12 protein-coding genes are annotated in these 14,169 nt (G+C 64.9%); 3 read left to right on the top strand and 9 right to left on the bottom strand.

All coding sequences use genetic code 11. The annotated features are described in order from the left end of the window. Positions 1–2 precede the first annotated feature (2 nt). On the bottom strand, positions 3–1,364 hold the full coding sequence (locus tag DC347_RS04085) for a hypothetical protein (protein ID WP_109044528.1): 1,362 nt from the start codon (positions 1,362–1,364) through the stop codon (positions 3–5). 163 nt (positions 1,365–1,527) lie between these two features. Here DC347_RS04085 and DC347_RS04080 point away from each other — a divergent pair, with 163 nt between their 5' ends. Then, positions 1,528–3,540: a M3 family metallopeptidase gene (locus tag DC347_RS04080; RefSeq protein ID WP_109044527.1), complete on the top strand. Its 2,013-nt coding sequence runs from the start codon at positions 1,528–1,530 to the stop codon at positions 3,538–3,540. Positions 3,541–3,802: 262 nt separating this feature from the next. Here DC347_RS04080 and pdxS read toward each other — a convergent pair whose 3' ends face one another. The 6 genes from pdxS to DC347_RS04050 all read right to left on the bottom strand — a co-directional run bounded on the left by pdxS (position 3,803) and on the right by DC347_RS04050 (position 12,033). Beyond that, positions 3,803–4,729 (bottom strand): pyridoxal 5'-phosphate synthase lyase subunit PdxS, encoded by a 927-nt coding sequence (gene pdxS, locus DC347_RS04075; protein WP_026264497.1) that lies wholly within the window; start codon positions 4,727–4,729, stop codon positions 3,803–3,805. 137 nt (positions 4,730–4,866) lie between these two features. Continuing rightward, positions 4,867–5,490 (bottom strand): phosphatidylinositol phosphate synthase, encoded by a 624-nt coding sequence (gene pgsA / locus DC347_RS04070; protein ID WP_018761461.1) that lies wholly within the window; start codon positions 5,488–5,490, stop codon positions 4,867–4,869. Beyond that, on the bottom strand, positions 5,480–6,067 hold the full coding sequence (locus tag DC347_RS04065; RefSeq protein WP_109044526.1) for an HIT domain-containing protein: 588 nt from the start codon (positions 6,065–6,067) through the stop codon (positions 5,480–5,482). The genes pgsA and DC347_RS04065 overlap by 11 nt, the downstream gene beginning before the upstream one ends. Positions 6,068–6,085: 18 nt before the next feature. After that, positions 6,086–8,095: a threonine--tRNA ligase gene (gene thrS / locus DC347_RS04060; protein ID WP_109044525.1), complete on the bottom strand. Its 2,010-nt coding sequence runs from the start codon at positions 8,093–8,095 to the stop codon at positions 6,086–6,088. A gap of 126 nt (positions 8,096–8,221) precedes the next feature. Then, entirely contained in the window at positions 8,222–11,713 is a 3,492-nt protein-coding gene (locus tag DC347_RS04055; protein ID WP_109044524.1) for a DNA polymerase III subunit alpha, read from the bottom strand. Continuing rightward, entirely contained in the window at positions 11,710–12,033 is a 324-nt protein-coding gene (locus tag DC347_RS04050) for a DUF6504 family protein (RefSeq protein WP_109044523.1), read from the bottom strand. The genes DC347_RS04055 and DC347_RS04050 overlap by 4 nt, the downstream gene beginning before the upstream one ends. A 132-nt stretch (positions 12,034–12,165) precedes the next feature. Here DC347_RS04050 and DC347_RS04045 point away from each other — a divergent pair, with 132 nt between their 5' ends. Next, complete coding sequence (locus DC347_RS04045; RefSeq protein WP_109044522.1) at positions 12,166–12,555, top strand: hypothetical protein; 390 nt, start codon at positions 12,166–12,168, stop codon at positions 12,553–12,555. An 8-nt stretch (positions 12,556–12,563) separates the two neighbouring features. Here the strand turns inward: DC347_RS04045 and DC347_RS04040 are convergent, their stop codons facing one another. Beyond that, positions 12,564–12,887, bottom strand: a complete 324-nt coding sequence (locus DC347_RS04040; RefSeq protein ID WP_109044521.1) for a chorismate mutase — start codon at positions 12,885–12,887, stop codon at positions 12,564–12,566. A 16-nt stretch (positions 12,888–12,903) separates the two neighbouring features. Between DC347_RS04040 and DC347_RS04035 the strand changes: the two genes are divergently transcribed. Next, on the top strand, positions 12,904–13,326 hold the full coding sequence (locus tag DC347_RS04035; RefSeq protein WP_109044520.1) for a VOC family protein: 423 nt from the start codon (positions 12,904–12,906) through the stop codon (positions 13,324–13,326). Positions 13,327–13,353: 27 nt separating this feature from the next. Here DC347_RS04035 and DC347_RS04030 read toward each other — a convergent pair whose 3' ends face one another. Continuing rightward, complete coding sequence (locus tag DC347_RS04030; RefSeq protein ID WP_109044519.1) at positions 13,354–14,115, bottom strand: SOS response-associated peptidase; 762 nt, start codon at positions 14,113–14,115, stop codon at positions 13,354–13,356. Between the last annotated feature and the right edge of the window lie 54 nt (positions 14,116–14,169).

Raw genomic sequence — 14,169 nt, 5'->3', positions numbered from 1 at the left:
GCCTAGCGCCATTGGAAATACTCGCGGTGGATGTTGGCCCGGCGGACTCCGGCTGCCCGGAAGGCCTTCCGGAACTGGCGCAGCATGGTGTCCGGGCCGCCCATGAACACCGACAGCCTGCGCGGTTCGGTGCCCACGGCTTCCAGGACCGACTCAGGGGTCAGGCGGCCGTCCGCCGCGGTGTCCACCATGTGGACCATAAGCCGCGGATGGTTCCTGGCGACGGCGGCGATCTCGTCGGCGAACGGGGAGGGTCCCGCCGACGTGACGAAGAAATGGACGTTTTCATGCAGTTCCCCGTCGAGTGACCGGAGCCAGCTGAGGAACGGCGTGATGCCCACGCCGCCGGCGATCCAGACCTGGTCAAATGTGCCGCGGTGCCGGTCGAAACGTCCGTAGGGGCCGCCGACCACCGCCGGCATCCCCGGCTGGATGACGTCCGGAAGCCTGGTGGTGTGGTCCCCCAGAGCCTTCACCGTGATGCTGATGCCGCCCTCGCCCGCGGGCCCGGAAATGGAAAATGGATGCCGCTGCCAGCCTTCTGCCGTTTCCAGGTAGATCATGGCAAACTGCCCGGGTTTGAAACCCAGGGGGCGGCCCAGGGGACGGAGGGCCACCTCCACCAGGTCCGCAGCGACCGTCCGGACGCCCGATACCTGGTAGTCGTGGTGCGGCAGGAAGTGGCGGGAAAGCAGCTCCCGATAGGCATAGAACGCCAGACCCGTCGCACCGATGGCCACGTAACTCCACCGCAACACGGGGGCCGCCTCGAAGGCGCTGGCATCCAGCAGGCCGTGCAGGAATCCGGCAGCCACGAACAGTCCGGTCAGCCGGTGGAAACCGCGCCAGCGTTCATAGCCACCGAGCACGCGGCCTGCCAGTTGGAAGGCCCGGGTTTGCAGCGAGGCGATGACGACGCGGCGGGCGGCCGCCGGAAGCATGGTCCGCCACCGCGGGAGGACAGCCCACACCACCAGCGCAATAAGGCCGCAGATGGCCACCACGGCCAGCGTTTTGCCCAGGCTCGTGGCCTCGGGGCTGGCCGCAAATTCAATGTGCGGCAGCAACAGGACAGTTGCCGTGATGGCCGCCCTCCGGTGCCAGATGGCCGCGTGGTCAATTCCGCCAAAAATCGGTTCGACGTGCGGGAGCGTGCTGACCAGGACCAGGGCGATCGAGTACAGCAGGACCGACTCCCCGCCGAAAAACTGACCCACGTAGCCAAGGACAGGTTCCCCCGCCGGACGCACCGCGTACCAGAACAAGGCGTACGCCACTGCCAACACCAGCACCGCCCCGGGACCCATCCAGCGGAGGGGCATTCCCAGGATGGCGGCCCGTGGCCTCTTGGCAGGCTTGGTCATTGGCCGGATCCCTTCGTGGTGGCAACCTGCTGCGGATCCAGGCAAAGGACACGCAAAGTGCGGGCCGTTCGTGGCACGCACTCGCAATTCTAGGGAGGGCCACGCGCCGCAGCCGACTTTTCGGATAATTGAGAAGCGTGGCCTGCTGTGAAAGGTTTACCCCATGACGAACCCGCTGCTGACCCCGAGTCCCTTGCCGTATGGCCTGCCGCCCTTTGCACTCCTCACCGCTGAGCACTACGGAGAGGCCGTCAGGGCAGGGTTGGCGGAACACGTGCGCGAGATCAACGCCATCACAGACTCTGAAGAGGCCCCGACCTTCGAAAATACTGCACTTGCCATGGAGCGCTCGGGGCAACTGCTGAACCGGGCGGCAGCTGCCTTCTTCACGCTGGTTTCCGCCGACGCCTCTCCGCGGATTAGGGAACTGGAAACGGAACTGTCGCCGGTCCTGTCAGCCCACCAGGACGAGATATATCTCAATCGGGCCTTGTTCGACAGGTTTTCCGCGATCGACACCGACCGCCTCGACGCCGAATCAGGCCGGCTGGTGGAGGAATACCTCAAGGAGTTCCGCCAGTCCGGCATCCAGCTGGACGACGCCGGCCAGGAACGCCTGCGGGCCATCAACGCCGAGCTGGCCCGGCTGGGCACCGAATTCGGGCAGCGGGTGAAGGAAGGGATGAAATCGGCCGCCCTGTTGCTCGATGATGCCAGCGACCTGGCGGGCCTGCCGGCGGACGATGTCGCCAGCGCCGCCGAGGCCGCCCGCACCGCTGGGCACGAGGGGAAGTTCCTGCTGACCCTGATCCAACCCAGCAACCAGCCGGCCCTGGCCGCACTGGAGAACCAGAAGGTGCGCCGCAGGCTGTTCGAAGCTTCGATCGGCCGCGGTAGCGCCGGGGGCAGCCTCGATGTGCTGGACCTCGTCAAGGGCATGGTCCGGCTCCGCGCCGAAAAGGCCGCCCTGCTCGGCTTCGCCAACTTCGCCGAACTCAGTGTGGACCAGCAGACCGCCCCCGACTTCGAAGCCGTCAAGGCCATGATGAACCGGCTGGCACCGGCGGCGGTCCGGAACGCCGACGCCGAGGCGGACGCCTTGGCCAAGGTCGCCGGGCACCCGCTGGAGGCCTGGGACTGGGCCTACTACTCGGCCCAGGTGAAGCGCGAGCGGTACTCCGTGGACGAGCAGGCACTACGGCCCTACTTCGAGCTGGACAGGGTGCTGACGGACGGTGTGTTCTTCGCCGCCACGGCGCTGTACGGCATCACGTTCCACGAGCGGACCGACCTGGCCGGCTACCACCCCGATGTCCGGGTCTGGGAGGTCAAGGACGCCGACGGCACGGGCCTCGGCCTCTTCCTGGGCGACTACTACACCCGCCAGTCGAAGCGGGGCGGGGCGTGGATGAACTCCCTGTTGGAGCAGTCGGACCTGCTGGGGACCCGTCCCGTGGTGATCAACAACCTGAACATCTCCAAGCCGGCGGCCGGCGAACCGACGCTACTGACCCTGGACGAGCTGCGTACAACCTTCCACGAGTTCGGCCACGCCCTGCACGGGCTCTTCTCCGCCGTGACCTACCCGCGGTTCTCCGGAACCTCGGTGCCGCGCGACTTCGTCGAATACCCCTCGCAGGTCAACGAAATGTGGATCATGTGGCCCGACGTGCTGTCCAACTACGCCCGCCATCACGTCACCGGGGAGCCGTTGCCCCAGGCCGTCGTGGAGCGGCTGGACGAATCGCGGTTGTGGGGAGAAGGTTTCGCCACCACGGAGTACCTCGGCGCGGCACTTCTCGACCTCGCCTGGCACGTGCTGGAGCCGGGAGATATCCCTGATGACGCACTGGCCTTTGAGGCGAAGGCCCTTGCAGTGGCCGGAGTCGGACACCGCCTGATTCCGCCGCGGTACCGGACCGGGTACTTCCAGCACATCTTCGCGGGGGCGGGCTACGCGGCAGGTTATTACTCCTACATTTGGAGCGAGGTTCTGGACGCCGAAACCGTTGACTGGTTCAAGGAGAACGGAGGCCTTACCAGGACGAACGGCGAACGCTTCCGGCAGGAGCTGCTCTCCCGCGGCAACAGCCGCGACCCGCTGGAGTCCTTCCGGGCCTTCCGCGGCCGGGACGCCCGGCTGGATCCGCTGCTCAAGCGCCGCGGCCTGGAGTAACGCCGCATCGATTGCCCAGTAAGCGTCGTTTAGAGCCCCCAAAACGACAAGTACGGAGCAATCGATGCAAAAGAACGACGCCGGTCCCCCACCAAGAGAGGTGAGGAACCGGCGTCGTACTATAAAGAAAAGCACGACGGTGGGTGCTGATCCGGCAGCGTGCGTAAAAGGGGCCCCGCCCCCAGCCACCACCAAAAATGGCGGCAGCGGAAGGCGGGGAATAGCACGCCGAGGATCAGCGCCCACCGGGCGCGGAAGCGACTTACCAGCCGCGCTCGGCGAGGCGGTGCGGCTGCGGGATCTCGTCGACGTTGATGCCCACCATGGCTTCGCCCAGGCCGCGGGAGGCCTTGGCGATGACGTCGGGGTCATCGAAGAAGGTGGTGGCCTTGACGACGGCGGCGGCGCGCTGGGCCGGGTTGCCGGACTTGAAGATGCCGGAGCCGACGAACACGCCGTCGGCGCCGAGCTGCATCATCATGGCGGCGTCGGCCGGGGTGGCGATGCCGCCGGCGGTGAACAGCACGACGGGCAGCTTGCCGGCAGCGGCAACTTCCTTGACCAGTTCGTACGGTGCCTGCAGTTCCTTGGCCGCGACGTAGAGCTCGTCTTCGGGGAGGGCTGCGAGCTTGGCGATCTCGGAGCGGATCTTGCGCATGTGGCCGGTGGCGTTGGAGACGTCGCCGGTGCCGGCCTCGCCCTTGGAGCGGATCATGGCCGCGCCCTCGTTGATGCGGCGCAGGGCCTCACCGAGGTTGGTGGCACCGCAGACGAAGGGAACCTTGAAGTTCCACTTGTCGATGTGGTTGACGTAGTCGGCCGGGGTCAGGACCTCGGACTCGTCGATGTAGTCCACACCGAGGGACTGCAGGACCTGGGCCTCGACGAAGTGGCCGATGCGGGCCTTGGCCATGACCGGGATGGACACGGCGTCAATGATCTGGTCGATCATGTCGGGATCGGACATGCGGGACACGCCGCCCTGGGCGCGGATATCGGCCGGAACACGCTCCAGCGCCATGACTGCCACGGCACCGGCGTCTTCGGCGATGCGGGCCTGCTCGACGTTGACGACGTCCATGATGACGCCGCCCTTGAGCATCTCGGCCATGCCACGCTTCACGCGGCTGCTGCCCGTGACGCTGTTCGCGGACGAACCGGCCTCGTTGCTTACATCAGGTGTAGACACAAAAACCCCTATGGGTAGACAGATGATCTTCGCCGGGCATGCGGCGGCAGCTGCCGGAGGTGCACGCACGGATTGCCGGGTCGCTTGACCGGGCACTTATATACTAGTCCCCCGCCGCACGGCAGGCTTAATCATGTCTAATCCGCGGGTGTGGGCTCCGCCAAGGCCTGCCGGCGCACGGAGGTGATGCGCTGGACCACCGTCACAAGGCTTGCCGCCGCGAGGAGGACCAGTGTTGCCAGGAGCACCACCGCGGGGAGGCCCAGCCCCGTGAGGCCGGTCACCACCAGGACGGACACCAAGCGTTCGGCCCGCTCCGCGATCCCCACATTGGCAGTGAACCCCAACGACTCGGCCTTGGCCCGGGCGTACGAGACAACCATGCCCAGGACAAGGCAGACCAAAGCTGCCGTGGCGATGATGACATTGTTGCCGCCGGTGTAGAACCAGACGGCTACCCCGGCAAAGAGCGCGCCATCGGCGACGCGGTCCAGGGTGGAGTCAAGGAAGTTGCCCCAGCGGCTCTTCACGTCCTGCATCCGGGCCATGATGCCGTCCAGGACGTCGGAAAAGATGAAGGCCGTGATAAAAAGCGTTCCCCAGAAGAGCTGGCCCAGCGGGTAGAACACCAAAGCCCCCACGGCCACGCCGAGGGTTCCCGCAATGGTGACCGCGTCCGGGGACACGCCCATCCGAAGCAGCCAACGGGCCAGCGGGGTGAACAGTGCGGTGAAGAATCCGCGGGCGTGCCTATTCAGCATCCGACTCCCCGGGCCAGGCCTGGGCCACTTGTTGACGGACCTCGTCGAGGGTCTGGGTGATGGCCTTGGTCTGGGCAATGATCGGGAAGAAGTTGCCGTCCCCGCCCCAGCGCGGAACGATGTGCTGGTGCAGGTGGGCGGAAATGCCTGCTCCGCCGACAACGCCCTGGTTCATGCCAAGGTTGAAGCCCCCTGGATTGGATACTTTGCGCAGGACCCGCATGGCCGTCTGGGTGAGCTCGGCGAATTCGGCCGTTTCCTCACGGGTCAGGTCCGTGTAGTCCGGGATATGCCGGTAGGGGCACACCAGAAGGTGGCCGGGGTTGTAGGGAAACAGGTTCAGCACCACGTAACAGGTCCTGCCCCGGTAGACGATCAGCGCTTCTTCGTCTGTGCGGGCGGGCCCTGTGCAGAACGGGCAATCGTCTTCGTTCTTGAACTGGTGCTGGCCGCCCTTGATGTAGGCCATGCGGTGCGGAGTCCACAGGCGCTGGAAGGCGTCCGGGACACCGGCGAGGTCGAAATCGTCGGTAACGCCGGCATCACCTGGATACCCTGCGCCTGTGTTCTCCTGCACTCTGCTGCTTCCGTTCGGCTAGCTGGTCCGGTTGCGGACGGCTTCGGTGATCCGCTTGACCGCTTCGGCCACGGGCACGCCGTTGTCCTGGCTGCCGTCGCGGAAGCGGAAGGACACGGCTCCTGCCTCCGCGTCGTCGCCGCCGGCGATGAGCACGAATGGAATCTTGTCCTTGCTGGCAGTGCGGATCTTCTTGGGGAACCGGTCCGAGGAGGTGTCCACCTCGGCGCGGATTCCCGCCGCTTTAAGCTCGTCGACGACGTCGAACATGTACTCGTTGAAGGCCTCCGCCACGGGGATGCCCACCACTTGGACCGGGGCCAGCCAGGCGGGGAACGCGCCGGCGTAGTGCTCGGTCAGGACGCCCATGAAGCGCTCCACGGATCCAAACAGCGCACGGTGGATCATCACGGGGCGCTGGCGGGTTCCGTCCGCGGCCTGGAACTCGAGTTCGAACCGTTCGGGCAGGTTGAAGTCCAACTGGATGGTGGACATCTGCCAGGTCCGGCCGAGCGCGTCCTTGGCCTGCACGGAGATCTTGGGTCCGTAGAACGCGGCTCCGCCCGGGTCCGGCACCAGTTCCAGCCCGGACTCCTGTGCCACCTCGGCGAGGGTCCTGGTGGCTTCCTCCCAGGTGGCGTCGTCGCCCACGTACTTCTCCGGGTCCTTGGTGGACAGTTCCAGGTAGAAGTCGTTCAGTCCGTAGTCCTTGAGCAGGTCCAGGACGAAGGTCAGGGTCTTGGTGAGCTCGTCCTTCATCTGCTCGCGGGTGCAATAGATGTGGGCGTCGTCCTGTGTCATGCCGCGGACGCGGGTCAGGCCATGCACCACGCCGGACTTCTCGTACCGGTACACCGAACCGAATTCGAACAGTCGAAGGGGCAGTTCGCGGTAGGACCGGCCGCGGGCGCGGAAGATGAGGTTGTGCATGGGGCAGTTCATCGGCTTCAGGTAGTAATCCTGGCCGGGCTTGCGCACGGTGCCGTCCTCATTGAGTTCGGCGTCCACGTGCATGGCGGGGAACATGCCGTCCTTGTACCAGTCCAGGTGCCCGGAGACTTCGTACAGGTGGCCCTTGGTGATGTGCGGGGTGTAGACGAACTCGTAGCCGGCCTCGACGTGGCGCTGGCGGGAGTAATCCTCCATCTCCTTGCGGATAATGCCGCCCTTGGGGTGGAACACCGGCAGGCCGGAGCCAAGCTCGTCCGGGAAGGAGAAGAGGTCAAGTTCGGAGCCGAGCTTGCGGTGGTCGCGGCGTTCGGCCTCGGCAATGCGCTCCTGGTAGGCCTTCAGCGCGTCCTTGGTGGGCCATGCGGTTCCATAGATGCGCTGCAGCTGCTGGTTCTTCTGGTTGCCCAGCCAGTAGGCAGACGAGGACCGGGTCAGCGCGAAGGCGTTGGAGATGAGCTTGGTGTTGGGCAGGTGCGGGCCACGGCAGAGGTCGCACCAGACAGTGGTGCCTTCCTTGCGCTCCACGTTGTCGTAAATGGTGATGTCACCGGCGCCGACCTCGACGTTAACGCCCTCGCCGGCCTCGGCAGCGCCGTCCTTCTTGCCCAGCAGTTCAAGCTTGTAGGGCTCGTCCTTCATGGCCTCGCGGGCCTCGTCCTCGCTGACCACGCGGCGGACGAATTTCTGGTTCTGGTTGACGATTTTGAGCATCATCTTTTCGAGGGTCTTGAGGTCCTCAGGGGTGAAAGGCTCGGCCACGGCGAAATCGAAGTAGAAACCGTCGGTGATGTAGGGGCCGATGCCAAGCTTGGCGTCGGGACGCAGCTGCTGCACTGCCTGCGCCATCACGTGGGCAGTGGAGTGGCGCAGGACGTTCAGGCCGTCGGGGGAATCCATGGTGACGCCCTCCACTTCGGCGCCCTCGGGAAGTTCCTGGTCAAGGTCCTTCAATTCGCCGTTGACGCGGGCTACAACAACGTCACGGCGCTCAAAGAAGAGTTCCGCACCGGTTGTCCCGGTAGTCACCTTGGTCTCTTCGCCATCGACGAGAAGGGTGATCTGCTGGGCATCTGACACGGGTGTCTCCTATTCAAAGTTCAGGCTTCATAGCTTGTGGCATACGGGGACCACAGCCAGCCATCGTCAATGCTATAGGTTCCGACTGGGGCCGACCAACGCGGCAGGTGGTGCCCGGGGCTTGGTTCAGCCGCTGAAACCGGTGATGGCCAGTGCCCTGCTGATGCCGTCAAGGGGATGTGGACCGTCAGAGTCCGGATGCGGTGTTGATTCCGGGAAAGGCAAAGTCGCGGTCCTGGCCAGGTCCCAGGCCATGCTCGCGCTCAGGCTGATGCCCCGGGGTCCGGTCCTTCTGGTGGTGCCCCGGATCAACAGCAAACGGGTGCCAAAAAGGAGGGGCCCTGCACTCTCCTGGGCTTCATGGAAGAAGACTGAGTCCACGCAGCCTGTGCCGTCGTCGATGCTGATGAACACAACCCGCCTTCCGCCGCGCATGGGAGGGGTCTGGGTGGCCACCCGCACACCGGCCACCAGGACCTCGGTGCCGTTGCGCAGGCTGAGGAGTGAGTCAGCAGTGGTGACGCCAAGCTTGTCCAGTAACGGCCGGTGGCTGTCCATCAGGTGGCTGCTGACATCGACGGCCATGAGATCGAGTTCGGCCCTGACATTCTCCACCAGGGTGGGTGCCGGGAGTCCGGGTTTGATATTTCGCAGTTCAACATCCCCCAAGGGCAGGGAAAGTTGCCCTTCAAGGACTTCAACTCCCTTCCGTGCCCCTTTGCCTGCTTGGAGTTGTTGGAGGTGTTGCACAAGATCGGCCCGGTTTGCGTGGCCTCCCGCTTCACGGTGCAGTGAATCGAAGGCGCCCAGCTGCGCCAGGCGCCTGATGCTGGGCTTGCTGAGCCGCGAGCGCGCCCTGAGGTCCGCCAAAGAGTCGTAGGGCTGTCCGGCGACAATCCGCTTCAATTCCGTCGCTGAGAGCCCGTAAATACCGTTCAGGCTCAATCGGATACCCAATTTTCCCTGGTCCTTGCCTTCCTCCACCCGTTCCACCCGGTACTCCGCCTGGCTGCGGTTGATGTCCAGGGGCAGGATGGGGATGCCAAGACGCCGGGCTTCGGCTACCAGCAGCCGCTTGGGATACATTCCCGGGTCATGCTCCCAGAGCCCGGCGAGGAACGCTTCCGGATGGTGGGCCTTGAGCCAGGCAGACTGGTAGGTGGGCACGGCAAAAGCGGCACCGTGGGCCTTGCAGAAACCAAAGCTGCCAAAGGCCTTGAGGGTTCCCCAGACCTTGTCCACCACGTCAGGAGCGTAATTGCGGGCACGGGCTTCGCGGCGAAAGAATTCCTCCACCGCAGTCTCCAGCGCTTCGTTGCCCAAGGCGCGCCTGAATTCGTCCGCGCGGGCCAGCCCACAACCGGTCATGACATTGAAGGTCTTGAGAATCTGCTCATGGAAGACCGTCACTCCATGGGTTTCCTGGAGAACGGGCTTGAGGTCCGGGTGCGGATACACCTCCGGGGCGAACCCATGGCGGTGTTCCAGGAAGGGACGGACCATGTCCGATTTCATGGGTCCCGGCCGGAACAAGGAGATGTCGATAATGAGGTCGTTGAACTCCCGGGGTGCCAGCTTTCCAATCAGTTCCCGCTGGCCCGGGGATTCGATCTGGAAACACCCGAGGGTGTGGGTGCTGCGGATCAGCTCATAGGTCGGTTCGTCATCGAGGGGGACGGCGTTGAGGTCGATCCGGCCGTCAGCGGCGATGTAGTCAGGTCCCCTGCCATCCGGACCTGCCGGGTGGCGGCCAGCAGCCACCACCTCGGCCTTGGAAGGGTGCAGGCGGATCACTTCCCGGACCGCGAAGGCCATGGCGCTCTGCATCCTGACGCCGAGGACATCGAGTTTGAGCATTCCCATGGGGTCCATGTCGTGTTTATCGAACTGGCTCATGGGCAGGCCCAGGCCGCTGGGCTGGACAGGGGTGCGGTCCAGGAGCGTGGCGTCTCCCAGGATGACGCCGCAGGGGTGCATCGAGATATGCCGGGGCAGCCGGTCCAGCCGCTCCGTCAGGTCGACCAGAAGGTCCAGCTGCTGGTTTCCGTCGGCGTCTTTGTGCTCCACCCGGCCGGCGAACTCCTTGAGTTCGGGTTTTTCCTGCAGCGCTTCGCGGAATTTCCTGGCCGAGAACCGCCACAACTGCTTGGCAATCTCCCCCACCTCGTCGTCGTCCATCCCCAACGCCATCCCGGCGTCGCGCACTGCCCCGCGGGCCCGGTAGCCGTTTTGCATGCTCATCAGGGTGACGCGCTCTGAGCCGAAGCGTTCGAAGATTTGGCGGTAGACGTTGTGGCGTTCAGCGCTTTCAACGTCGATGTCGATGTCCGGCAGGGTGGCACGGTCGTTGGAGAGGAACCGTTCAAAGATAAGATCGTGCTGCAGCGGATTTACGTGGCTTACCTCGATCAAATAATTGACCAGGCTGGACGCCCCGGACCCACGGGCTGCCGCCCTGACTCCCATGTCCTGGATCATCCGGGATACCTCTGCCACAGTCAGGAAGTAGGACGAGAACCCCAGGTTCCGGATGATCCCCAGCTCATGCTCAAGCCGTGCCAGCATCGTTTTTTCGTCGTGTCCGCCGATCCCCGGGAACCGCCTGCCAATTCCGGCATGGCACCGCTGGATGAGTTCCATATGCGGATCCCGGGTAATGCCAATGACTGATGCCTCCGGCACCACGGGCTGCTTCCATCCCATGTCCGAGGTGGGGTCCATCCGGCAGAGGTCGGCGAGCGCCTCGGTTTGGGCCATCAGTTGCTTGAGGTCAGCGGCCCCATACCCTGCTGCGGTAATGATTTCCTTGCCCAGGCCGAGCATCTGTTCCGCGGTTTTCAGCCACCCCTGGCCTGTGGGCTGGAGCAGCGGTTCCCCTGCCAGCTCCGGCAGGGACTTCAACGTCCGGGCAGAGTCAAGGACATCCGCGGTTGGCGCCCCGTCCGCAGCGCAATACCGCACCGCGTTGCTGAGGATGGCGGGGACGTGGTGTTCTTCGGCGAGCCGGAGCATGCGGACTGCATGGGCAGTGCTGAGGGGGAAGCCGGGCGCGCTGAGCTGGGAGACGATTTCTGCAACGACGGTTCCCGCGGGCATGGCATCCAGCCATTGTTTGAAAAGGGTTCGGGGACGGAGGTAACGCCTGCCTCCCATGGCCTTGCCGACGTCGGAATCCGGTCCAATCAGCACGGTCAGCACCGGTTTGAGCGTTGCCGGGTCGAGGGTCCGGGAGGCCAATTCGGCGCGGGTGACCGCTACCGGCACTGTTCCCCCGGCCTTCCCGGAGGTCCGGGCGTGGGCATCGGAAACCAGCCGGCATAGAGCACGGTAACCCGCGCCATTGTTGTGCCCACGGGCGAGCACCACCACCCGCCCGGCTACCTGCGTGCGGTGGTCCCCGTCGTCGTCGAAGACCGCCAGGTCCACCCCCACGATGGGGTCGATGCCTGCAGCCATGCAGGCTTTGAGGTGCTTGATGGTGCCATACAGGCCGTCCCGGTCGGTGCAGGCCAGGGCAGTGGCGCCGTCGCTAGCGGCGGCCTGTGCAAGTTCCTCCGGCCAGGAGACGCCGTAATGGGCGCTGAATGCTGTGGAAACGTGAAGGTGGGTGAAGCTCATGCTGTTCTGGGGCGAAGGGCGTCATGGATCCGCAGCAGCCGCCACCGGCCGCTGCCAACATGCCGGGTGAGGTCGAGGGTCAGGGGTTCTAAAGCATTGCTCCCAGCAGCGGGAAGCACCTGGATTCGCCAGATTTCGTGGTCCACCACGCCAGGGCCGCTCCCCAGGGGAGCCCTGGCGTCTTCAGCCCACCACTGGCGGCGTTCATACCACCGGACGGGCTCGGCGCAGACGAGATAGTCCCTGCCTGCCCACGTTAACGATTCAGGCTGCCCGGAGGGGGAACATGCCACGTCTATGGACTCGCTGAACATGCCCATGCGCGCCTCCCGGACGGTTCTTCCCAAATGCTTCATTCGAATATGTGTTCGAATGAATCAAGTCTACGCCGGGGAGCCGGCAAAACATAGGCGGGGGTGGACGGACCGTGCGGCAGGGAGCAGGATGATGGCATGAGTACCGATGACGCACTCCTGAAGCAGGCAAGCATCAAGACCCAGGACTCCACCCTGGTGGCCACGTTCGATATCGATGGCGCCATTCCGGAATCCGGCGCCTACGTGGTGGGCTTGATGGGAGCCACGCCGGACTATTCAACGCAGCGGCGGCTGTGCATTGAATTCATGAACGGGGAGGCCATTGCCTGCTACGCGTTCAACCGGGACCAGGGAATCGAAGAAGATTACGACCTGTCCGGCGTATCCCACTCGGAAAACACCATTACCGGGAGCTTTCCCGCCACGGCCTTGAACGGGCTCGGGAAAGGACACGTCCTGTCAGCCTTCAGCGAGGCGGACGGGCGGGAATTCCAGCATGGGGTTCCGGTGGAGGAAGCCCTGTAGGGGTTTCCTTAGCTGTTTTCCTTATGGATCTTCAGTTCGAGTTCAATGAACGCGGAGATCATGGCCCGGTAGGTTGACTCGACGATGTCCGGGTCAATGTCTTTTTTCTCTGCCGCGGCCCGGACGTGCTCGATGATCCGCTCCACCCGGCCGGGGGCCCGCACCTCGGCGTCGTCGCCTTTCAGGGTGCCGGCGATCCGGATCAGCCGCTCGCGGCGGGCAATGAGGGTGACAATCTGGTCATCCACCTCATCGACGGCAACCCGGACAGCTGCGAGCTGTTCCTTGTCGGCCTGGGCATCCCGATCGTTTCCTTGAATTGTCGCCATCATCTGACAGTATCGAAGCATGGAGCCAAGAGTCGACTTTATCTCCCTCGGCGTCCGCAGCGTTGACCGGTCGCGGGCCTTCTACATCGACGGCCTCGGCTGGCCGGTCCACCGCGAGGTTGCCGGGGAGGTGCTGTTCATCCAGGTGAACCACGGACTGGTGCTCTCCCTCTGGGACGCCCGGCAGATGCAGGCAGAGGCAGGCGTCAGCCCGCCGGACGGGGTTCCCTGCATCACCCTCAGCCATAACCTGGCCAGCGCCGGGGACGTGGACAGGGTCATGGAAGAGGCCGCAGCGGCGGGGGCAGCCATCATCGCCGAACCCGTCACCCAGCCCTGGGGCGGCTACACGGGGTACTTCGCGGATCCTGACGGCTTCCGCTGGGAAGTCGCCTACAACCCCACGTGGACCGTGGACGACGCCGGCAAGGTCACCGTCTGACGAGGTCCGCACCCTGGGCAGTGGCTGCTAGAACAGTGCCTCCACAGGGCGGATCAGGTCCGGTCCGTTGTTGCGGACGTTCCCCACGTCCTTGCCCACGGACTCCACGTGCCAGTCGGCGGCAGCTTCCTTGACCCCGGCCCGCACCAGGTCCACAAGGGCGGCTGCGTCGTCAGCCTGCGGGTCCAGCCAAGCCTGCGTGGTGGCCTTGTCCATGGGCAGGGGCACGCGGTCGTGCAGTTCCGTCAGCTTCCCGAAGATGGTGGATTCAGTCCCGGGCGGTGGGGTGTCCGCCGTGAGGATGGAAGTGGACAGCAGCCAGCGCCCTGGTTCCCCTTCCGGAATGGACGGGTCCTTCCACCACTCGTAAAGGCCGGCGAATACCAGCCCGTGGTCCTCACCGGGGTGCACATAATAGGGCTGCTTGGACTTCCCGGGCCCTTGCTTCCATTCGTAGTACCCGTCGGCGGGGACGGCGCAGCGGCGTGACTTCACGGCCTTCCTGAACGCAGGCTTCTCCAGCACCGATTCGCTGCGGGCGTTGATCATGCGCGGCCCGATCCCGGGATCCTTGGCCCAGGACGGGACCAGGCCCCAGCGGGCCACATGCAACTGCCGTACCTGCCGGGCCCCTGCAGCATCCTCCACCAACCGCTCCAGGACGATGGGGACGGCGTCCGTTGGCGCTACGTTCCACGACGGCGGGATGCTGACCTCCTCCTCCAACTCGGCGTCGAACTCGGCCAGCAGGTCCCCCACGGCGCGTGCCATTACGTAGCGTCCACACATGGGACCAGCATGCCACCGTCGCCACATACTGTCATGCTGCCGCCCCGCCGCCCC

Origin of the sequence: Pseudarthrobacter sp. AG30, assembly GCF_003116525.1 — a bacterium.
Classification (GTDB): domain Bacteria; phylum Actinomycetota; class Actinomycetes; order Actinomycetales; family Micrococcaceae; genus Arthrobacter.
Note: the sequence above shows the minus strand (reverse complement) of the source record. Positions and strands in the feature narration are given on the sequence as shown.

Excerpts from the sequence above, each read along its gene's own strand:
- DC347_RS04045 (WP_109044522.1), top strand. The coding sequence starts at position 12,166 with ATGAGTACCGATGACGCACTCCTGAAGCAGGCAAGCATCAAGACCCAG.
- DC347_RS04035 (WP_109044520.1), top strand. The coding sequence starts at position 12,904 with ATGGAGCCAAGAGTCGACTTTATCTCCCTCGGCGTCCGCAGCGTTGAC.
- DC347_RS04085 (WP_109044528.1), bottom strand. The coding sequence starts at position 1,364 with ATGACCAAGCCTGCCAAGAGGCCACGGGCCGCCATCCTGGGAATGCCC.
- DC347_RS04055 (WP_109044524.1), bottom strand. The coding sequence starts at position 11,713 with ATGAGCTTCACCCACCTTCACGTTTCCACAGCATTCAGCGCCCATTAC.
- DC347_RS04040 (WP_109044521.1), bottom strand. The coding sequence starts at position 12,887 with ATGATGGCGACAATTCAAGGAAACGATCGGGATGCCCAGGCCGACAAG.
- DC347_RS04080 (WP_109044527.1), top strand. The coding sequence starts at position 1,528 with ATGACGAACCCGCTGCTGACCCCGAGTCCCTTGCCGTATGGCCTGCCG.
- DC347_RS04030 (WP_109044519.1), bottom strand. The coding sequence starts at position 14,115 with ATGTGTGGACGCTACGTAATGGCACGCGCCGTGGGGGACCTGCTGGCC.
- DC347_RS04050 (WP_109044523.1), bottom strand. The coding sequence starts at position 12,033 with ATGGGCATGTTCAGCGAGTCCATAGACGTGGCATGTTCCCCCTCCGGG.
- pgsA (WP_018761461.1), bottom strand. The coding sequence starts at position 5,490 with ATGCTGAATAGGCACGCCCGCGGATTCTTCACCGCACTGTTCACCCCG.